Raw genomic sequence first — 19935 nt, 5'->3', positions numbered from 1 at the left:
ATTTTTTAACCCCTTGGACATTTGCCGGATGAGGCCGTTTTGAACAGCGAATTACTGTGGGTGCTGAGTTTACTGCTGATTGCCATTGTGCTGTTTACCACCAACAAGCTGCGCATGGACGTGGTGGCGCTGTTGGTGATCATCGCTTTCGTGCTGAGTGGCACGCTCAGCCTGCAGGAGGCGACGGTCGGTTTCAGCGATCCCAACGTGATTTTGATCGCCGCGCTGTTCGTGATCGGCGAAGGGCTGGTGCGCACCGGCGTGGCCTATCAGGTCGGCGACTGGCTGGTGAAAGTGGCCGGCAGCAGCGAAACCAAAATGTTGATGCTGCTGATGGTGACGGTCGCCGGGCTGGGAGCGTTCATGAGCTCGACCGGCGTGGTGGCGATTTTTATCCCGGTGGTGCTCAGCGTGACGGCCAGAATGAAGATCGCGCCGGGGCGGCTGATGATGCCGCTCAGCTTCGCCGGGCTCATCAGCGGCATGATGACGCTGGTGGCCACGCCGCCCAACATGGTGGTCAACAGCGAACTGGTGCGCGAAGGCATTCATGGTTTCGGCTTCTTCAGCGTGACGCCCATCGGCCTGGCGGTGCTGGCGCTGGGCGTCGGCTACATGCTGATCGCCCGCCGTTGGCTGGGCAGCGGTGAAACGGGCAAAGCCGGCGACGACTGGCGGCGGCGCACCTTCCGCGATCTGATCCGCGACTACAAACTGACCGGCCGCGCGCGGCGGCTGGCTGTCCGTAGCGCTTCGCCGCTGATCGGACGTTCTCTGGATGAGCTGCACCTGCGCGCGCGCTATGGCGCCAACGTGGTGGGCATCGAGCGTTGGAAACGCTTCCGGCGAGTGATGGTCAGCGCTTCCGGCAGCACCGAACTGCGCGAGGGCGATGTCCTGCTGATCGACATGTCGGACAGCCAGGTCGATCTGCGTGAATTCTGCGGCGAGCAGCAGCTGGAGCCGATGGTGCTGCGTGGTGATTATTTCTCTGAACAGTCGCGCAACGTCGGCATGGCGGAGGTCTCGCTGATCCCGGACTCGGCGCTGCTGGGCAAAAGCCTGCGCGAAGCGGCGTTCCGCAGCCGCTACGATCTGAACGTGGTGGGCATCCGGCGCCACGGCGAGACGCTGAGCGGCAAGCTGGTGGACGAACCGCTGGAGCTGGGCGACATTTTGCTGGTGATCGGCGACTGGAAGGCCATCCGTCAGCTGCAGGCCAAAACCCACGACTTTATCGTGCTCAATCTGCCGGCCGAAGTGGATGAAGTGGCGCCGGCCATCACCCAGGCGCCGCACGCGCTGTTTTGTCTGGCGTTGATGGTGGCGATGATGCTGACCGACGAAATCCCCAATCCGATCGCGGCGCTGATCGCCTGCCTGCTGATGGGCAAGTTCCGTTGCATCGACATGGAGAGCGCCTATAAATCGATCCACTGGCCGAGCATCATTTTGATCGTCGGCATGATGCCGTTCGCGCAGGCGCTGCAAAAGACCGGCGGGGTCGATCTGATCGTCCGCGGGCTGATGGACGTCGCCGGCGGCGCGGGGCCGCGCGTGATGCTGTTGTGCCTGTTCGTGCTGTGCGCCACCATCGGCCTGTTTATTTCCAATACCGCGACGGCGGTGCTGATGGCGCCGATCGCCATCGCCGCCGCGCGCGAAATGGGCGTCTCGCCGTACCCGTTCGCGATGATTATCGCTATCGCCGCGTCCGCCGCCTTTATGACGCCGGTCTCTTCGCCGGTCAACACGCTGGTGCTGGGACCGGGCAATTACAAGTTCGGCGATTTCGTGCGTCTTGGCGTGCCGTTCACCCTGTTGGTGATGGCGGTCAGCGTGTTGGTGGTGCCGTGGCTTTACGGATTTTAACGGCGCAGCCTTCGCTGCGCCGGCAGGTTACAGCGAGCTGTCGAGGCTGATTTCGTCCAGCGACAGGCTGAAGCTGGGAATGAACACCTCCATGAAGTAGTCCATTTCCGGGCTGCGGCGCTGCTCCAGCGTTTTATCCAGCCGCGCCTTGGCCAGGGTGAATTCGTTGTTGCCGGCGGACAGCTCCTCCAGGCATTTCAGGTAAGCGCACAGTGCGTCCGCCTGCTTCACCACCTGCTTTTCATCTTCGCTGTAGTAATGCTCATCGAGAATGGTGCGGAAGTCGTTGCGCAGCTCCGCCGGGATCATGTCCAGCAGCTTTTGTTGGGCGATCTTTTCGATCTTCTTGTACTCGTGGGCGATCTGCGGGTTGTAGTACTTGATCGGCGTCGGCATGTCGCCGGTGATCACTTCGCTGGCGTCGTGGTACATCGCCAGCAGCGCAACGCGGTCAGCGTTGAGGTTGCCGTTGAATTTGCGGTTCTTGATCACCGCCAACGCGTGGGCGACAAAAGCCACCTGCAGGCTGTGTTCGGAGACGTTCTCGGTACGCACGTTGCGCATCAGCGGCCAGCGGTTGATCAGTTTCAGGCGGGACAGATGGGCGAAGAAATGGCTCTGGCTCATGGTGCTCTCTTTAACGGCAAGTGAGGGCCCCATTGTGAAGCAGTGACGGCGAATTTTGCAACCGGCCTGTGAGGGAAGGGCGCAGCAAGCCGCTGCGCCCCAGGCGATTACTGGTGGTAGCCTTCCAGGAAGCGGCCCAGCTTGCCGACCGCCATTTCCAGCTCGTCTACGCGCGGCAGGGTGACGATGCGCACGTGATCCGGGTAAGGCCAGTTGAATGCGGAACCCTGCACCAGCAGCACTTTTTCCTGCAGCAACAGATCCAGCACCAGCTTCTGGTCGTCATGGATGTTGAAGCGCTTGGCGTCGATGCGTGGGAACATGTACAGCGCGCCCTGCGGTTTCACGCAAGAGACGCCCGGGATATCGTTGAGCAGTTCCCAGGTGCGGTTGCGCTGCTCATACAGACGCCCGCCGGGCTGAATGAATTCGCTGATGCTCTGATAACCGCCCAGCGCGGTCTGAATGGCGTGCTGCATCGGCACGTTGGCGCACAGGCGCATCGAAGCCAGCATCTCCAGCCCTTCGATATAGCCTTTGGCGTGCTTTTTCGGCCCGTTCAGCACCATCCAGCCCTGGCGGAAGCCGGCCACGCGGTAGGTCTTCGACAGGCCGTTGAAGGTCACTGTCAGCAGATCCGGCGCCAGTGCGGCGATCGAGTGGTGCTCGGCTTCGTCATACAGGATCTTGTCGTAGATCTCGTCGGCGAAGATGATCAGGTTGTGTTGACGGGCGATCTCGACGATCTGCTCCAGCAGCGCTTTGCTGTAAACCGCACCGGTCGGGTTGTTCGGGTTGATGATCACGATGCCGCGGGTGCGCGGAGTGATCTTGCTGATGATGTCGTCCAGATCCGGGAACCAGCCGGCCTGCTCATCGCACAGGTAGTGCACGGCCTTGCCGCCGGACAGCGAGACCGCGGCGGTCCACAGCGGGTAGTCCGGCGCCGGCACCAGCATTTCGTCGCCGCTGTTGAGCAGCGCCTGCATGGATTGGACGATCAGCTCCGAGACGCCGTTGCCAATGTAGATATCCTCAACGGTCACGTCACGCATGTTGCGCGCCTGATAGTGCTGCATGATCGCTTTACGCGCCGAGAAGAGGCCTTTGGAATCGGAGTAACCTTGCGCCGTGGGCAGATTGCGGATCACGTCGACCAGGATTTCGTCCGGGGCGTCGAAGCCGAACGGGGCGGGGTTGCCGATGTTCAGTTTCAGGACTTTGTTGCCTTCTTCTTCAAGACGTTTAGCTTCTTTAAGCACCGGGCCGCGAATGTCATAGCAGACGTTGTCCAGTTTGCTGGATTTCTCAATGGGGGACATAAAAAGTTGAGCCTTTTGCTGGGATAGGGGCGCTCCTACCGTGGAACGCCGCAACCCGCCCAATGTACTCCTGGCGTAGTTGCTTTTGAAGGGTTTTGCACGCCTTTGGTGCAAACGCATGTCGTAACGGGGGATTTTAGTTATGATAAGTAAAGGTAAAGTTATTTTGTGGTTCATAATGTCATGAACTATAATTTTAGTAGGGTTTTGTTCTGAAAAAAATGTGAGCCGGGAAACGCGATGCGCCGGCGAGCGCGGCCGGCGGCAGAGAACTGATAAGCGGGAAGGAAGAATGGGTGTCAATAAACTGTAAAGGAACGATAATACCGGACTTGTCTGATAGCCGGTTGTCGGATGGCGCACCACACTAAGAAAAAGGCATATTTACATTAGCTTTACTTTATATTTTGTCTTAAGCATTGTTAATGTGGGTATGAGATTATTATTTAAAGTAGAAATCTTACTGATTGAATTTATTAAATTCATTGAGTAGGGGTACGAAGCCGGCGCTGTTAATTATTTATCTTTTTTGCTCTGAAATGCTGTCTAAGCCCCCGTTGATAAGGGGTCTCAGTAGCACGAATGGAGTGGAAATCAGGCAGTATGAATGAGTAAAATCTTAGGTTCGGTGGGAATAAGCCCTTTCCATCGGTATTTAACTCCCTGCGTCCTATAAGCATTATCGATAGGTTGCATTTTAAAAAGCGATAGAGGTAACGAAACATAAGTAATTTTTTTGCCCTCCACTTATGAGTGGGGTACTGTCATAACAGGCGCCGCCCTTTTTCAACGGCGTCTGAGAAACACACCAGGGTAGTAGTTCGTAAATTAGAATTTAAAAAAGTGAAGAATACACTATGACAACTGCAAATCGTCCGATACTTAATCTCGACCTCGATCTGCTAAGAACTTTTGTTGCTGTTGCTGATTTGAATACCTTCGCGGCGGCGGCCGTCGCCGTTTGCCGTACTCAATCAGCCGTCAGCCAGCAAATGCAGCGATTAGAGCAACTGGTCGGCAAAGAACTGTTTGCCCGCCATGGGCGTAACAAACTCCTGACTGAGCATGGTATTCAGCTTCTCGGTTATGCCAGGAAGATCCTGCGCTTTAACGATGAAGCCTGTACCTCTCTGATGTACAACAATATTAAAGGTGTTCTGACCATCGGCGCTTCCGACGACACCGCCGATACCATTCTGCCTTTCCTGTTGAACCGCGTGACCGCCATCTATCCCAAGCTGGCTATTGACGTGCGCGTGAAGCGCAGCACGACGATGGTCGACCTGCTGGAAGAAGGGCAGATCGATCTGGCGGTGACCACGGCCGATCCCGAAGGGCATCCGCACATTGTGCTGCGCACGTCGCCGACGCTGTGGTACTGCGCCGCTGATTACCACTACCAGGCCGGCGAGCCGATCCCGTTGGTGGTGATGGACGAGCCAAGCCCGTTCCGCGCGCTGGCGATCAAACAGTTGGACGAAGCCGGTATTCCGTGGCGCATCGCCTACGTCGCCTCTACGCTGTCCGCAGTGCGGGCGGCCTGCAAGGCCGGTCTGGGCGTCACCGCGCGGCCTATCGAGATGATGAGCCCCGACCTGCGGGTGCTGGGCGCGGCGGAAGGGTTGCCGCCGTTGCCGGATACCCAGTATGCGCTGTGCAAAAACGCGCAGTGCAGCAGCGAGCTGGCGATGGCCATCTTCAGCGCGATGCAGGGCGGCAATGACAGCTATGGTTTCAACGGAACGGAAACCGGTCTCCAGGGCGATCAGGATGACGCCAGCCTGGTGGACGAAGAAGAGTAACGCCGCGGCGTGAAATCGGATGAAAAACCTCTGCTTCGGCGGAGGTTTTTTTTGCCTTAATTTTGATGAAAGTGACTGTTATAGGTGGTTAAGTGCAATTTTGTTATTAGATGGCTATTTTGTTGCATTTTAAGCGTCAATGAAAACAGAGTTTGGCCGGGTTTAAGACAGTGAGTTTGTTTTTTGAGCAATAAGATTGAATGGGTTAAAGGCATGGTAATGGTAAGGTTATTTTGTTAGCTTATAGCGGCCGTTTTTGCGGCTTAATTTGAGGAAAATTGTTAAAGGCCCACACTTTTTTTGAGGATTTATGCTGAAAACGTGTCCTGGATCAAAAAAATACCCCTAGGTAGTGAGTGGAAGAACAGGGAATTCCTGAGACAATGGTATAGTAAAACTGAAATGTGCATGTTGGTTTATATCTATCTGTTTCTACACAAAAATTAACTGACACGATTTAGCCTGTCCCTGGCGCATCAAATGTTAATCAAATGATACGTATGTAAACTAGTGTGTAGATACTTTTGTCAAAGTTGACAAAAGGTTATAGAAAGGAGTAAAAAGCCCACAGAAAAACGCTGCCTAACTCGCTGTAAAAGCAGTTTGTTTGTGTGGTTATTTATCCTTCCCTTAAATCGATGTGGCGCACTAACTGCCGGTGACAAGAGCAGTGCGATCGACGCCACTTTTGATGAGTAAGCATAGAGTATGTCAACAACCACTGAAGTTATCGCTCATCACTGGGCGCTCGCCGTATTTCTCGTTGTGGCTATCGGGCTCTGCGGCTTAATGCTGCTGGGTGCGTTCTTCTTGGGCGGGAGAGCCCGGGCGCGCGCCAAACACACCCCGTTTGAATCAGGTATCGACTCCGTCGGCACGGCGCGCATGCGTCTGTCCGCCAAGTTTTACCTGGTGGCCATGTTCTTCGTTATTTTCGACGTTGAAGCCTTATACCTGTACGCCTGGTCGGTCTCGATTCGCGAGAGCGGCTGGGTAGGCTTTATCGAAGCCGCCATTTTCATTTTGGTGCTATTGGCCGGTCTGGTTTATCTGGTGCGCATCGGCGCGTTGGATTGGACTCCGGCGCGTTCCCAACGCCGCAGCAAACCGAGCACGATCACTAACACCAACAGTCATCCGCAGTAACAGCGAGGCATTAAGATGGACTATACGCTCACCCGCATAGACCCGAACGGTGAGAACGACCGTTATCCCCTGCAAAAACAGGAGATCGTCGCCGATCCCCTGGAACAACAGGTCCACCGCACGGTTTACATGGGTAAACTCGAACATGCGCTGCATGACATGGTGAACTGGGGGCGTAAAAACTCTATTTGGCCGTATAACTTCGGCCTTTCGTGCTGTTACGTGGAGATGGTGACGTCGTTTACCGCCGTTCACGACGTGGCGCGTTTCGGTGCGGAAGTGTTGCGCGCCTCCCCGCGTCAGGCTGACCTGATGGTGGTAGCCGGTACCTGTTTCACCAAGATGGCTCCGGTCATCCAACGCCTGTACGAGCAGATGCTGGAACCGAAGTGGGTGATTTCGATGGGCGCCTGCGCCAACTCCGGCGGCATGTACGACATCTATTCCGTGGTGCAGGGTGTGGACAAGTTCCTGCCGGTCGACGTGTATATTCCCGGCTGCCCGCCGCGTCCGGAAGCCTACATGCAAGCGCTGATGCTGCTGCAGGAATCCATCGGCAAAGAACGTCGCCCGCTGTCGTGGGTTGTCGGCGATCAGGGCGTTTACCGCGCCAATATGCAGTCTGAAAGAGAGCGTAAACACGGCGAGCGCATCGCGGTGACCAACCTCCGGACGCCTGACGAGATTTAAGACGTTCATTTAACGTCCATCTTAGTGCGCTATTGGTTAACACAGCGAAAAGTGAAACTTGCGGCGAATAACCCTTTAGTGTGGTGAAAAAAAATTATGACAGATTTGACGACGCACGACGCCTTGCCTGCCTGGCAGACCCGAGATCACCTTGACGACCCGGTGATCGGCGAACTGCGCAACCGTTTTGGGCCGGAAGCCTTTACTGTTCAGGCCACCCGCACCGGCATGCCCGTGGTATGGGTTAAACCTGACCAGTTACTGGAAGTAATGACGTTCCTGAGAAAACAGCCGAAGCCGTATGTCATGCTGTTCGATCTGCATGGCGTAGACGAACGTCTTCGCACCCACCGCGACGGCCTGCCCGCTGCGGATTTCTCCGTTTTCTACCATCTGATTTCCATCGAACGCAACCGCGACATCATGCTGAAGGTAGCGCTGTCTGAAAAAGACCTGCACGTGCCGACGGCGACCAAGGTGTTCCCGAACGCCAACTGGTATGAGCGCGAGACCTGGGAAATGTTCGGCATCACCTTCGACGGCCACCCGCACCTGTCGCGCATCATGATGCCGCAGACCTGGGAAGGGCACCCGCTGCGTAAGGACTACCCGGCGCGCGCCACCGAATTCGATCCTTTCGTGTTGACCAAACAGAAAGAAGATCTGGAGATGGAAGCGCTGACCTTCAAGCCGGAAGACTGGGGCATGAAGCGCGGCACCGAGAACGAAGACTTCATGTTCCTCAACCTCGGCCCGAACCACCCGTCCGCGCACGGTGCGTTCCGCATCATTCTGCAGCTGGACGGCGAAGAGATCGTCGACTGCGTGCCGGATATCGGCTATCACCACCGCGGCGCCGAGAAGATGGGCGAGCGTCAATCCTGGCACAGCTACATTCCGTACACCGACCGCATCGAGTACCTCGGCGGCTGTGTGAACGAAATGCCTTACGTGCTGGCGGTTGAAAAGCTGGCCGGCATCAAGGTGCCGGAGCGCGTAGACACCATTCGCGTGATGCTGTCCGAACTGTTCCGCATCAACAGCCACCTGCTGTACATCTCCACCTTCATTCAGGACGTCGGCGCGATGACCCCGGTGTTCTTCGCCTTTACCGACCGTCAGAAGATCTACGATCTGGTGGAAGCGATTACCGGTTTCCGCATGCACCCGGCCTGGTTCCGCATCGGCGGCGTCGCGCACGATCTGCCGCGCGGTTGGGATCGCCTGCTGCGCGAATTCCTCGACTGGATGCCGAAGCGTCTGGATTCTTACGTGAAGGCGGCGCTGAAGAACAGCATCCTGAAAGGCCGTTCCATCGGCGTGGCGTCCTATAACGCCAAAGAAGCGCTGGAGTGGGGCGTGACCGGTGCCGGTCTGCGCGCGACCGGCGTCGAGTTCGACGTGCGTAAATGGCGTCCGTATTCCGGCTACGAGAACTTCGACTTCGAAGTGCCGGTCGGCGACGGCACCAGCGACTGCTACACCCGCGTGATGCTGAAGGTGGAAGAGCTGCGCCAGAGCCTGCGCATCCTCGAACAGTGCCTGAACAACATGCCGGAAGGCCCGTTCAAGGCCGATCACCCGCTGACCACGCCGCCGCCGAAAGAGCGCACGCTGCAGCACATTGAAACGCTGATCACCCACTTCCTGCAGGTTTCCTGGGGCCCGGTGATGCCAGCCAACGAATCATTCCAGATGATTGAAGCCACCAAAGGGATCAACAGCTACTACCTGACCAGCGACGGCAGCACCATGAGCTACCGCACCCGGGTACGTACGCCAAGCTTTGCGCACCTGCAGCAGATCCCATCGGTCATCCGAGGCAGCCTGGTTTCCGACCTGATCGTCTATCTGGGTAGTATCGATTTTGTAATGTCAGATGTGGACCGCTAACTATGCATGATCAAAAAGACAATCACGCAGTCAATGATGCGCTCGAGCCCATCAACGCAGCCGCTCCTCAGAGCGGCGTTGATGCATTTGTACTGAGCGCGGAAGAACGTGATGCGATCGAGCACGAAAAGCACCATTACGAGGATCCGCGCGCCGCTTCCATCGAAGCACTGAAAATTGTGCAGAAGCAGCGCGGCTGGGTTCCGGACGGTGCGATTTACGCCATCGCGGAAGTGCTGGGCATCCCCGCCAGCGACGTAGAAGGCGTGGCCACGTTCTACAGCCAGATTTTCCGTCAGCCAGTAGGACGTCACGTGATCCGTTATTGTGACAGCGTTGTTTGTCACATCACCGGTTACCAGGGCATTCAGGCCGCTATCGAGAAGAAGCTGAACATCAAACCGGGTCAAACCACCTTTGATGGCCGCTTCACGCTGTTGCCGACCTGCTGTCTGGGCAACTGCGATAAAGGGCCGACCATGATGATTGATGAGGACACTCACAGTCAGCTGAAGCCTGAAGATATCGAGACGCTACTGGAGCAGTATCAATGACCAAGCACATTGTACGCACTCCCGAAACGCATCCGCTGACCTGGCGTCTGCGCGATGACAAGCAGCCGCTGTGGCTGGACGAATACCGCAGCAAAAACGGCTATGCCGGTGCGGAAAAGGCCCTGAAGGGCCTGGCGCCCGACGAAATCGTCAGCCTGGTAAAAGATTCCGGGCTGAAGGGCCGCGGCGGCGCGGGCTTCTCCACCGGTTTGAAGTGGAGCCTGATGCCGAAGGACGAATCCATGAACATCCGTTACCTGCTGTGTAACGCCGATGAGATGGAGCCGGGCACCTATAAAGACCGCCTGCTGATGGAGCAGCTGCCGCACCTGCTGGTGGAAGGCATGCTGATCTCCGCGTTCGCGCTGAAAGCCTACCGTGGGTACATCTTCCTGCGCGGTGAGTACATCGAAGCGGCGGCGCACCTGCGTCGCGCCATCGCGGAAGCCACCGAAGCCGGCTATCTGGGCAAGAACATTCTCGGCACCGGGTTTGATTTCGAGCTGATCGTGCACACCGGCGCCGGCCGTTACATCTGCGGCGAAGAAACCGCGCTGATCAACTCGCTGGAAGGCCGCCGCGCCAACCCGCGCTCCAAGCCGCCATTCCCGGCCAGCGCCGGCGTATGGGGCAAGCCGACCTGCGTCAACAACGTCGAAACGCTGTGCAACGTGCCGGCCATTCTGGCGAACGGCGTGGAGTGGTACACCGGCATCTCCGGCAGTGAAGACAAAGGCACCAAGCTGATGGGCTTCTCCGGCCGGGTGAAAAATCCGGGCGTCTGGGAGCTGCCGTTCGGCACCACAGCGCGTGAAATCCTGGAAGACTACGCCGGCGGCATGCGCGACGGTCTGCGCTTCAAAGCCTGGCAGCCGGGCGGTGCGGGCACCGACTTCCTGACCGCCGATCACCTCGATCTGCCGATGGAATACGGCGCAATCGGCAAAGCCGGCAGCCGTCTCGGCACCGCGCTGGCAATGGCGGTAGACCACGAAATCGGTATGGTGCCGCTGGTGCGCAACCTGGAAGAGTTCTTCGCCCGCGAGTCCTGCGGCTGGTGTACGCCATGCCGTGACGGCCTGCCGTGGAGCGTGAAGATCCTGCGTGCGTTGGAAAACGGCGAAGGGCAGCCGGGGGATATCGAAACCCTCGAACAGCTGTGCCGTTCCCTCGGCCCGGGCAAAACCTTCTGCGCCCACGCGCCAGGTGCCGTAGAGCCACTGCAAAGCGCGATTAAATATTTCCGTGAAGAGTTCGAGGCGGGTATCGCCGTGCAGCACTTCGGCAACGCTCATGCGATTGGCGGCATTCAGCCGAACAACCTGCTGAAGCAGCGCTGGTAAGCCGACTCGCCCGAACACGGCCAGAATTTTTGATTAACGCCTGCCGCAAGGCAGGCCACTTGGAAGCATGCTGACTATGGCTACGATTCATGTAGACGGCAAAGAGTATGAGGTAGACGGAGCGGACAACCTGTTGCAGGCTTGTCTCTCCCTTGGCCTCGATATTCCTTACTTTTGCTGGCATCCGGCGCTGGGAAGCGTCGGCGCTTGCCGCCAATGTGCGGTAAAGCAATACCAAAACGCGGAAGATACGCGCGGCCGTTTGGTGATGTCCTGTATGACCCCGGCATCCGATGGCACCTTCATCTCTATCGATGACGGCGAAGCGAAGCAGTTCCGTGAAAGCGTGGTCGAGTGGTTGATGACCAACCACCCGCACGATTGCCCGGTGTGTGAAGAAGGCGGTAACTGTCACCTGCAGGATATGACGGTAATGACCGGCCACAGCTTCCGTCGCTACCGCTTCACCAAGCGCACCCACAACAACCAGGAACTGGGGCCGTTTATCTCGCACGAGATGAACCGCTGCATCGCCTGCTACCGCTGCGTGCGTTACTACAAAGACTATGCGGACGGCACCGATTTCGGCGTGTACGGCGCACACGACAACGTCTACTTCGGTCGCCCGGAAAGCGGCACGCTGGAAAGCGAGTTCTCCGGCAACCTGGTGGAAGTGTGCCCGACCGGCGTATTTACCGACAAGACGCACTCCGAGCGTTACAACCGTAAATGGGACATGCAGTTCGCGCCGAGCATTTGCCAGCAGTGCAGCATCGGCTGTAACACCAGCCCGGGCGAGCGCTATGGCGAGCTGCGTCGTATCGAAAACCGTTACAACGGCAGCGTGAACCACTACTTCCTGTGCGACCGCGGCCGTTTCGGCTACGGCTACGTCAACCAGAAAGATCGTCCGCGTCAACCGCAGCAGCTGCGCGGCGACGACTGGATCACCCTGAACGCCGAGCAGGCGATGCAGGGTGCGGCGGACATCCTGCGCCAGGCGAAGAAAACCATCGGCATCGGCTCCCCGCGCGCCAGCCTGGAAAGCAACTTCGCACTGCGCGAGCTGGTTGGCGCAGAGAACTACTACACCGGTATCGCTCAGGCGGAACAATCACGTCTGGCGCTGATGCTGAACGTGCTGAAGAACGGCGGCGTTCATACGCCGGCGCTGCGTGAGATCGAAGATTACGACGCGGTGCTGGTGCTGGGCGAAGATCTGACGCAAACCGGCGCGCGCATCGCGCTGTCCGTGCGTCAGGCCGTCAAGGGTAAAGCCCGCGCGATGGCAGCGGCGCAACGCGTGGCCGACTGGCAGATCGCGGCGGTGCAGAATATCGGCCAACACGCCAAGTATCCGTTATTCACCACCAACGTCGATAACACCCGTCTGGATGACATCGCTGCCTGGAACTACCGCGCACCGGTAGACGAGCAGGCGCGCTTCGGCTTCGCCATCGCTCACGCGCTGGATAACGCCGCGCCGGCGGTGAACGATCTGGCTGAAGGCCTGAACAAGAAAGTCGATATCATCGTGCAGGCGCTGACCGGCGCACGCAAACCGCTGATCGTGACCGGCAGCAACGCCGGCAGCGAAGCCATCATCGAAGCGGCGGCCAACATCGCCAAAGCGTTGAAGGGCCGCGGTTCAGATGTCGGCATCACCTTCGTGGCGGGCGCAGCCAACAGCATGGGCCTGGCGATGATCGGCGGCGGTTCGCTCGATCAGGCGCTGGAACAGCTGGCGAGCGGCGCAGCCGACACCGCCATCGTGATGGAAAACGATCTCTATCGCCATGCGCCGGCGGCGCAGGTGGACGCAGCGTTGGCCAAGGTCAATAACCTGATCGTCGCCGACCATCAGCGCACCGCGATCATGGACAAAGCCAACCTGATCCTCTCTTCGGCCAGCTTCGCCGAGAGCGACGGCACGCTGATCAACCAGGAAGGCCGCGCGCAGCGCTTCTTCCAGGTATACGATCCGGCTTACTACGACGACGCCAAGAAGAATCAGTTCACCGTGATGCTGGAAAGCTGGCGCTGGATGCACTCGCTGCACTCCACCTACACCAGCCGCCACGTGGACTGGACTCAGCTCGATGACGTGATCGCCGCTTGCGTCGCCGCGTTGCCGCAGCTGCAGGGCATCGTCGACGCCGCGCCAGACGCGACTTTCCGCATTCGCGGTCAGAAGCTGGCGCGTTCGCCGCACCGTTCCAGCGGCCGTACCGCCATGCGCGCCAACATCAGCGTGCACGAGCCGCGTCAGCCGCAGGATAAAGACACCATGTTCGCCTTCTCGATGGAAGGGAACAACAGCCCGCTGGCCGATCGTCAGCAGATCCCGTTCGCCTGGGCGCCAGGCTGGAACTCACCGCAGGCATGGAACAAATTCCAGGCCGAAGTGGGCGGCAAACTGCGCCACGGCGATCCGGGCGTGCGCCTGATCGAAGCGGGGGAGGGCAGCCTCGGTTACTTCGACCGCGTGCCTGCCGCGTTCAATCCAGTCGACGGCTGGCGTGTCGCGCCTTACTACCACCTGTTCGGCAGCGACGAAATGTCGCAGCGCTCTCACGTGATCCAGCAGCGCATGCCGGAAGCCTACGTGATGGTCAACCCGGCCGATGCGGCGACGCTTGGCGTCAACGCGGGCAGCCTGGTGGAGTTCAGCTGCGCGGGCCAGACTCTGCGTCTGCCGGTGCGTCTGAGTGAAACCCTGACCCAGGGCCAGGTTGGTTTGCCGCTCGGCTTGCCAGGGATCCCGCCGATCTTGGTGGGTGCTAAGGTAGACAATCTGCGGGAGGCGGCACGATGAGCTGGTTTACCCCTGAGGTGATCGACATTCTGATCGCCATTCTTAAAGCGGTCGTGATCCTGTTGGTGGTCGTGGCGTGCGGGGCATTCATGAGCTTCGGCGAACGCCGTCTGCTCGGCCTGTTCCAGAACCGCTACGGACCGAACCGCGTAGGCTGGGGCGGCTCGCTGCAGCTGGTCGCCGACATGATCAAAATGTTCTTCAAGGAAGACTGGGTGCCGAGATTCTCCGACCGGGTGATCTTCACCCTGGCGCCGATGATCGCCTTTACTTCCCTGTTGCTGGCATTTGCCATCGTTCCGGTCAGCCCGACCTGGGCGGTGTCCGATCTCAACATCGGTATTCTGTTCTTCCTGATGATGGCCGGCCTGGCGGTGTACGCCGTGCTGTTTGCCGGATGGTCGAGCAACAACAAATACTCGCTGTTGGGCGCGATGCGCGCCTCCGCGCAAACCCTGAGCTACGAAGTGTTCATCGGCCTGTCGCTGATGGGCGTGGTAATGCAGGCGGATTCGTTCAACATGCAGGCCATCGTTGAATCCCAGGCGCATGTCTGGAACGTCATTCCGCAGTTCTTCGGCTTCGTGACCTTCGCGATCGCCGGCGTGGCGGTGTGTCACCGTCACCCGTTTGACCAGCCGGAAGCCGAGCAGGAACTGGCCGACGGTTACCACATCGAATATTCCGGCATGAAGTTCGGTCTGTTCTTCGTGGGGGAATACATCGGTATCGTTACGGTGTCCGCCCTGATTGTGACGTTGTTCTTCGGCGGTTGGCAGGGTCCGTTCCTGCCGCCATTCATCTGGTTCGCGTTGAAAACGGCCTTCTTCATGATGATGTTCATCTTGATCCGCGCCGCGCTGCCGCGTCCGCGTTATGACCAGGTGATGTCCTTCGGCTGGAAAGTATGTCTGCCGCTGACGCTGCTGAACCTGCTGGCGACCGCCGCGGTCATTTTGTACAACGCTCAATAAGGGGTGAATAAACCATGACATTGAAAGAGTTAGTGGTTGGTTTCGGCACCCAGGTGCGCAGCATTTGGATGATTGGCATGCATGCCTTCGCCAAGCGCGAAACCCAGATGTATCCGGAAGAACCGGTTTACTTGCCGCCACGCTACCGCGGCCGCATCGTGCTGACGCGCGATCCGGACGGCGAAGAGCGCTGCGTTGCCTGTAACCTGTGTGCGGTTGCCTGCCCGGTCGGCTGTATCTCGCTGCAAAAAGCAGAACAGAAAGACGGCCGTTGGTATCCGGAGTTCTTCCGCATCAACTTCTCGCGCTGCATCTTCTGCGGCCTGTGCGAAGAGGCTTGCCCGACCACCGCTATCCAGCTGACGCCGGATTTCGAATTGGGTGAGTACAAGCGTCAGGATCTGGTGTACGAAAAAGAAGATCTGTTGATCTCGGGGCCGGGTAAATATCCGGAATATAACTTCTACCGGATGGCCGGTATGGCGATTGACGGCAAAGCCAAAGGCGAAGCCGAAAACGAAGCCAAACCGATCGACGTCAAAGGTCTGTTGCCCTAAGGAGCCAGCAAGCATGGAAATTGCATTTTACCTGGCAGGTTTGATTGCGGTGGCCGCGACGATTCGCGTGATCACCCATACCAACCCTGTGCATGCGCTGCTGTATCTGATCGTCTCGTTATTGGCGATCTCGGCAGTCTTCTTCTCGCTCGGCGCCTACTTTGCCGCCGCGTTGGAAATCATCGTTTATGCGGGCGCCATCATGGTGCTGTTCGTATTCGTGGTGATGATGCTGAACCTTGGCAACGTGCAGCAGCAAGAGCGCGACTGGATGAAGCCGACGGTGTGGATCGGGCCTGGCCTGTTGTCGCTGGCGTTGCTGGTGGTGCTGATTGTCGCTATTCGCAGCGTATCCGATCAGGGTATCAGCGGTGAGATGGTCGACGCGAAGGCGGTGGGCATCAGCCTGTTCGGTCCTTACGTATTGGCGGTTGAGCTGGCTTCAATGCTGCTGTTGGCGGGGCTGGTTGTCGCCTTCCATATCGGCCGTGAACACAAGCCTGGCGAGGTGCTGAGCAACGCGCCGGCGAGTGGCGAAATGGCGAGAAGAAAATCGGAGGAGCAAGCATGATCCCTCTTCAACACGGCCTGATCCTGGCGGCTATCCTGTTCGTGCTCGGGCTGACCGGGCTGCTGGTGCGCCGCAACCTGCTGTTTATGCTGATCAGCCTGGAAGTGATGATCAACGCTGCGGCGTTGGCGTTTATCGTGGCGGGAAGCTACTGGGGCCAGGCGGACGGGCAGGTGATGTACATCCTGGCGATCAGCCTGGCGGCAGCCGAGGCCAGTATCGGCCTGGCGCTGCTGCTGCAGCTCTACCGTCGTCGTCATACCCTGAATATTGATACTGTCAGTGAGATGCGCGGATGAACCTATTATATTTAACAATTCTGCTACCGCTGATCGGGTTCCTGCTGTTGGCATTTTCCCGCGGTCGTTGGTCTGAGAACACGGCGGCCACCGTCGGCGTGGGCTCTATCGGCCTGGCTGCGCTGGTCACGGTGTATGTGGCGATGGATTTCTTCGCCCAAAAAGCCGCCGGCGTGCAGCTGTTCGAACAAAGCCTGTGGACCTGGATGGCCGTCGGCAACTTCAATATCGGCGTGACCCTGGTGCTGGACGGCCTGTCGCTGACCATGCTGTCGGTGGTTACCGGCGTCGGCTTCTTCATCCACATGTTCGCTTCCTGGTACATGCGCGGTGAAGAGGGCTATTCGCGCTTCTTCGCCTACACCAACCTGTTTATCGCCAGCATGGTGGTCCTGGTGCTGGCGGACAACCTGTTGCTGATGTATCTGGGTTGGGAAGGTGTGGGCCTGTGCAGCTACCTGTTGATCGGTTTCTACTATAAAGATCCGGCCAACGGCGCGGCGGCGATGAAAGCCTTCATCGTCACCCGCGTGGGCGACGTGTTCCTGGCGTTCGCGCTGTTCATCCTCTACAACGAGCTGGGCACGCTGAACATCCGCGAGCTGATGATCCTGGCGCCGCAGAAACTGGCGGTGGGCGATACCGCCATCACCTGGGCGACGCTGATGCTGCTGGGCGGCGCGGTCGGTAAATCGGCGCAGCTGCCGTTGCAAACCTGGCTGGCGGACGCGATGGCGGGCCCAACCCCGGTTTCCGCACTGATCCACGCGGCGACCATGGTGACCGCGGGCGTCTACCTGATCGCCCGCACGCACGGCCTGTTCCTGATGGCGCCGGAAGTGCTGCACCTGGTGGGCATCGTCGGTGCGGTCACTCTGCTGCTGGCCGGCTTCGCTGCGCTGGTGCAGACCGACATCAAGCGCGTGCTCGCTTACTCCACCATGAGCCAAATCGGTTACATGTTCCTGGCGCTGGGTGTGCAGGCATGGGACGCGGCGATCTTCCACCTGATGACCCACGCGTTCTTCAAGGCGCTGCTGTTCCTGTCGTCAGGTTCGGTGATCCTGGCCTGCCACCACGAGCAAAACATCTTCAAGATGGGCGGCCTGCGCAAGAGCATCCCGCTGGTTTACGTCTGCTTCCTGGTGGGTGGCGCGGCGCTGTCTGCGTTGCCGCTGGTCACGGCCGGCTTCTTCAGTAAGGACGAGATCCTGGCGGGCGCGATGGCCAACGGCCACATCAACCTGATGGTTGCCGGCCTGGTCGGTGCGTTCATGACCTCGCTGTACACCTTCCGTATGATTTTCATCGTGTTCCATGGCGAAGAGAAAATCAAAGCGCATGCCGGTAAAGGCATCACTCACCACCTGCCGCTGTTGGTTCTGCTGGTGCTGTCCACCTTCGTCGGCGCGATGATCGTGCCGCCGTTGCAGGGCGTGCTGCCGGATACGACCGAACTGGCGCACGGCAGCGTGCTGACGCTGGAAATCACCTCCGGCGTGGTGGCTATCGTCGGCATTCTGCTGGCGGCCGCGCTGTGGCTGGGCAAACGCAGCCTGGTCAACAGCATCGCCAACAGCGCGCCGGGTCGTTTCTTCTCGACCTGGTGGTTCCATGCCTGGGGCTTCGACTGGCTGTATGACAAAGTGTTCGTCAAGCCGTACCTGGGCATTGCGAAGCTGCTGCAGCGCGATCCGCTGAACTCGCTGATGAACCTGCCGGCCGTCTTCTCCCGTTGGGGGAACCGCGGTCTGACGGTGAGCGAGAACGGCCAGGTGCGTTGGTATATAGCGTCTATGGGTGTGGGTGCAGTGGTCGTATTGGCTCTGTTGATTTTGGTTTAATTGAATAATTTAAACAGACGCATTTTTCGGGCGTAGCGCCGGGCAGGCGCTACGTACAAAGTTTGAAATTATTCGTATAAGGGACACAAAACGCCATGCTATTACCTTGGCTAATTCTTATCCCCTTTATCGGCGGTCTGCTGTGCTGGCAGCTTGAGCGCTTCGGTACTAAGGTGCCGCGCTGGATAGCGCTGATCGCAATGGGGCTGACGTTGGCGCTCTCTCTGCAGCTGTGGATGCAGGGCGGCTATACATTGACCACGCCGAAAGGCATTCCGCAGTGGCAGAGCGAATTCCTGCTGCCGTGGATCCCGCGCTTCGGCATCTCCATCCACCTGGCGCTGGACGGTCTGTCGCTGCTGATGGTGGTGTTGACCGGTCTGCTGGGCGTGCTGGCGATCCTCTGTTCCTGGCGTGAAATCCAGAAGTATCAGGGCTTCTTCCACCTCAACCTGCTGTGGATCCTGGGCGGCGTTATCGGCGTGTTCCTCGCCATCGACATGTTCCTGTTCTTCTTCTTCTGGGAAATGATGTTGGTGCCGATGTACTTCCTGATCGCACTGTGGGGTCACAAGGCGTCGGACGGTAAAACCCGTATCACCGCGGCGACCAAGTTCTTCATCTACACCCAGGCCAGCGGTCTGGTGATGCTGATTGCGATCCTGGGCCTGGTGTTCGTGCACTACAACGCCACCGGCGTGTGGACCTTCGATTACGAAGATCTGCTGCAAACGCCGATGTCCCACAATGTGCAGTATGTGTTGATGCTGGGCTTCTTCATCGCCTTCGCGGTGAAAATGCCGGTGGTGCCACTGCACGGCTGGTTGCCGGACGCGCACAGCCAGGCACCGACCGCAGGTTCCGTCGACCTGGCGGGCATCTTGCTGAAAACCGCGGCCTACGGCCTGCTGCGTTTCAGCCTGCCGCTGTTCCCTGAGGCTTCGCACGAGTTCGCGCCAATCGCCATGTGGCTGGGCGTGGTCGGCATCTTCTACGGTGCCTGGATGGCGTTCGCGCAGACCGACATCAAGCGTCTTATCGCCTACACCTCGGTTTCGCACATGGGCTTCGTGCTGATCGCCATCTACACCGGCAGCCAGCTGGCTTACCAGGGCGCCGTGATCCAGATGATCGCGCACGGTCTGTCTGCCGCCGGTATGTTTATCATCTGCGGCCAGCTGTATGAGCGCCTGCATACCCGTGACATGCGTCAGATGGGCGGCCTGTGGGGGCGTATCAAGTTCATCCCTGCGCTGTCGCTGTTCTTCGCCGTGGCTACGCTGGGGATGCCGGGCACCGGTAACTTCGTCGGCGAATTCATGATTCTGTTCGGCAGCTACCAGGTGGTGCCGGTGATCACCGTGATCTCCACCTTCGGTCTGGTGTTCGCTTCGGTTTACTCGCTGATCATGATGCAGCGCGCTTATTACGGTGCGCCTAAATCTGACCAGCCGCTGCAGGGCATGACCGCGCGCGAGCTGTTCATCATTCTGCTGCTGGTGGTGTTGCTGGTTCTGCTGGGGGTTTACCCGCAGCCGATTCTGGATACTTCCAACGCGGCGATGAGCAACGTGCAACACTGGTTTGGTTCGTCAGTTTCAGCAATTTCAACAACAAGGCCGTAAT

The 19935-nt window shown here is 58.6% G+C and carries 16 protein-coding genes; 14 read left to right on the top strand and 2 right to left on the bottom strand.

Translation table 11 applies throughout. From position 1 onward, the window contains the following. Positions 1-21: 21 nt before the first annotated feature. Positions 22-1872: an SLC13 family permease gene (locus tag AC6BYQ_RS09230; protein WP_071532826.1), complete on the top strand. Its 1851-nt coding sequence runs from the start codon at positions 22-24 to the stop codon at positions 1870-1872. 27 nt (positions 1873-1899) lie between these two features. Here the strand turns inward: AC6BYQ_RS09230 and yfbR are convergent, their stop codons facing one another. Together yfbR and AC6BYQ_RS09220 are read right to left on the bottom strand one after the other, a co-directional pair. Beyond that, on the bottom strand, positions 1900-2499 hold the full coding sequence (gene yfbR / locus AC6BYQ_RS09225; protein ID WP_015378582.1) for a 5'-deoxynucleotidase: 600 nt from the start codon (positions 2497-2499) through the stop codon (positions 1900-1902). Positions 2500-2606: 107 nt separating this feature from the next. Continuing rightward, complete coding sequence (locus AC6BYQ_RS09220; protein ID WP_019453720.1) at positions 2607-3821, bottom strand: pyridoxal phosphate-dependent aminotransferase; 1215 nt, start codon at positions 3819-3821, stop codon at positions 2607-2609. An 857-nt stretch (positions 3822-4678) separates the two neighbouring features. Between AC6BYQ_RS09220 and lrhA the strand changes: the two genes are divergently transcribed. From lrhA to nuoM, 13 genes are all read left to right on the top strand, one after another. Beyond that, the gene (gene lrhA / locus AC6BYQ_RS09215; protein WP_025160168.1) at positions 4679-5623 is read left to right on the top strand and encodes a transcriptional regulator LrhA; all 945 of its coding nucleotides are present in this window, start codon (positions 4679-4681) and stop codon (positions 5621-5623) included. A gap of 708 nt (positions 5624-6331) precedes the next feature. Beyond that, positions 6332-6769, top strand: coding sequence for an NADH-quinone oxidoreductase subunit NuoA (nuoA, locus tag AC6BYQ_RS09210; RefSeq protein WP_004936040.1), 438 nt, complete (start codon positions 6332-6334; stop codon positions 6767-6769). 15 nt (positions 6770-6784) lie between these two features. After that, the gene (locus tag AC6BYQ_RS09205; protein WP_004936039.1) at positions 6785-7459 is read left to right on the top strand and encodes a NuoB/complex I 20 kDa subunit family protein; all 675 of its coding nucleotides are present in this window, start codon (positions 6785-6787) and stop codon (positions 7457-7459) included. A 96-nt stretch (positions 7460-7555) separates the two neighbouring features. Continuing rightward, positions 7556-9352 (top strand): NADH-quinone oxidoreductase subunit C/D, encoded by a 1797-nt coding sequence (gene nuoC, locus AC6BYQ_RS09200; protein WP_004936036.1) that lies wholly within the window; start codon positions 7556-7558, stop codon positions 9350-9352. A gap of 2 nt (positions 9353-9354) precedes the next feature. Further along, positions 9355-9906 (top strand): NADH-quinone oxidoreductase subunit NuoE, encoded by a 552-nt coding sequence (gene nuoE / locus AC6BYQ_RS09195; protein ID WP_004936034.1) that lies wholly within the window; start codon positions 9355-9357, stop codon positions 9904-9906. Further along, positions 9903-11249 carry an NADH-quinone oxidoreductase subunit NuoF gene (gene nuoF / locus AC6BYQ_RS09190; RefSeq protein WP_004936030.1) on the top strand — a complete coding sequence of 449 codons (1347 nt, stop codon included), beginning with the start codon at positions 9903-9905 and terminating at the stop codon, positions 11247-11249. The genes nuoE and nuoF overlap by 4 nt, the downstream gene beginning before the upstream one ends. A gap of 76 nt (positions 11250-11325) precedes the next feature. After that, a complete protein-coding gene (gene nuoG / locus AC6BYQ_RS09185; RefSeq protein ID WP_025921001.1) occupies positions 11326-14064 on the top strand; it encodes an NADH-quinone oxidoreductase subunit NuoG in 2739 nt (912 codons plus the stop codon). Then, positions 14061-15038 carry an NADH-quinone oxidoreductase subunit NuoH gene (nuoH, locus tag AC6BYQ_RS09180; RefSeq protein ID WP_004936022.1) on the top strand — a complete coding sequence of 326 codons (978 nt, stop codon included), beginning with the start codon at positions 14061-14063 and terminating at the stop codon, positions 15036-15038. Before nuoG ends, nuoH begins: the two co-directional genes overlap by 4 nt. 14 nt (positions 15039-15052) lie before the next feature. After that, the gene (gene nuoI, locus AC6BYQ_RS09175) at positions 15053-15595 is read left to right on the top strand and encodes an NADH-quinone oxidoreductase subunit NuoI (protein WP_025160170.1); all 543 of its coding nucleotides are present in this window, start codon (positions 15053-15055) and stop codon (positions 15593-15595) included. Positions 15596-15608: 13 nt separating this feature from the next. Beyond that, positions 15609-16166, top strand: coding sequence for an NADH-quinone oxidoreductase subunit J (gene nuoJ / locus AC6BYQ_RS09170; RefSeq protein WP_019453717.1), 558 nt, complete (start codon positions 15609-15611; stop codon positions 16164-16166). Further along, positions 16163-16465, top strand: coding sequence for an NADH-quinone oxidoreductase subunit NuoK (gene nuoK / locus AC6BYQ_RS09165; RefSeq protein WP_004936014.1), 303 nt, complete (start codon positions 16163-16165; stop codon positions 16463-16465). The genes nuoJ and nuoK overlap by 4 nt, the downstream gene beginning before the upstream one ends. Next, a complete protein-coding gene (nuoL, locus tag AC6BYQ_RS09160; protein WP_019453716.1) occupies positions 16462-18309 on the top strand; it encodes an NADH-quinone oxidoreductase subunit L in 1848 nt (615 codons plus the stop codon). The genes nuoK and nuoL overlap by 4 nt, the downstream gene beginning before the upstream one ends. 95 nt (positions 18310-18404) lie before the next feature. After that, positions 18405-19934, top strand: coding sequence for an NADH-quinone oxidoreductase subunit M (nuoM, locus tag AC6BYQ_RS09155; protein ID WP_025160171.1), 1530 nt, complete (start codon positions 18405-18407; stop codon positions 19932-19934). The last annotated feature ends 1 nt before the right edge of the window (position 19935 follow it).

Source organism: Serratia sp. LTN-2, from assembly GCF_059740205.1.
This window is presented reverse-complemented; position numbering and strand designations above follow the sequence as displayed.

Excerpts from the sequence above, each read along its gene's own strand:
- nuoC (WP_004936036.1), top strand. The coding sequence starts at position 7,556 with ATGACAGATTTGACGACGCACGACGCCTTGCCTGCCTGGCAGACCCGA.
- nuoG (WP_025921001.1), top strand. The coding sequence starts at position 11,326 with ATGGCTACGATTCATGTAGACGGCAAAGAGTATGAGGTAGACGGAGCG.
- nuoL (WP_019453716.1), top strand. The coding sequence starts at position 16,462 with ATGAACCTATTATATTTAACAATTCTGCTACCGCTGATCGGGTTCCTG.
- nuoA (WP_004936040.1), top strand. The coding sequence starts at position 6,332 with ATGTCAACAACCACTGAAGTTATCGCTCATCACTGGGCGCTCGCCGTA.
- nuoJ (WP_019453717.1), top strand. The coding sequence starts at position 15,609 with ATGGAAATTGCATTTTACCTGGCAGGTTTGATTGCGGTGGCCGCGACG.
- AC6BYQ_RS09205 (WP_004936039.1), top strand. The coding sequence starts at position 6,785 with ATGGACTATACGCTCACCCGCATAGACCCGAACGGTGAGAACGACCGT.
- lrhA (WP_025160168.1), top strand. The coding sequence starts at position 4,679 with ATGACAACTGCAAATCGTCCGATACTTAATCTCGACCTCGATCTGCTA.
- nuoM (WP_025160171.1), top strand. The coding sequence starts at position 18,405 with ATGCTATTACCTTGGCTAATTCTTATCCCCTTTATCGGCGGTCTGCTG.
- nuoK (WP_004936014.1), top strand. The coding sequence starts at position 16,163 with ATGATCCCTCTTCAACACGGCCTGATCCTGGCGGCTATCCTGTTCGTG.
- nuoE (WP_004936034.1), top strand. The coding sequence starts at position 9,355 with ATGCATGATCAAAAAGACAATCACGCAGTCAATGATGCGCTCGAGCCC.
- AC6BYQ_RS09220 (WP_019453720.1), bottom strand. The coding sequence starts at position 3,821 with ATGTCCCCCATTGAGAAATCCAGCAAACTGGACAACGTCTGCTATGAC.
- nuoF (WP_004936030.1), top strand. The coding sequence starts at position 9,903 with ATGACCAAGCACATTGTACGCACTCCCGAAACGCATCCGCTGACCTGG.
- nuoI (WP_025160170.1), top strand. The coding sequence starts at position 15,053 with ATGACATTGAAAGAGTTAGTGGTTGGTTTCGGCACCCAGGTGCGCAGC.
- nuoH (WP_004936022.1), top strand. The coding sequence starts at position 14,061 with ATGAGCTGGTTTACCCCTGAGGTGATCGACATTCTGATCGCCATTCTT.
- yfbR (WP_015378582.1), bottom strand. The coding sequence starts at position 2,499 with ATGAGCCAGAGCCATTTCTTCGCCCATCTGTCCCGCCTGAAACTGATC.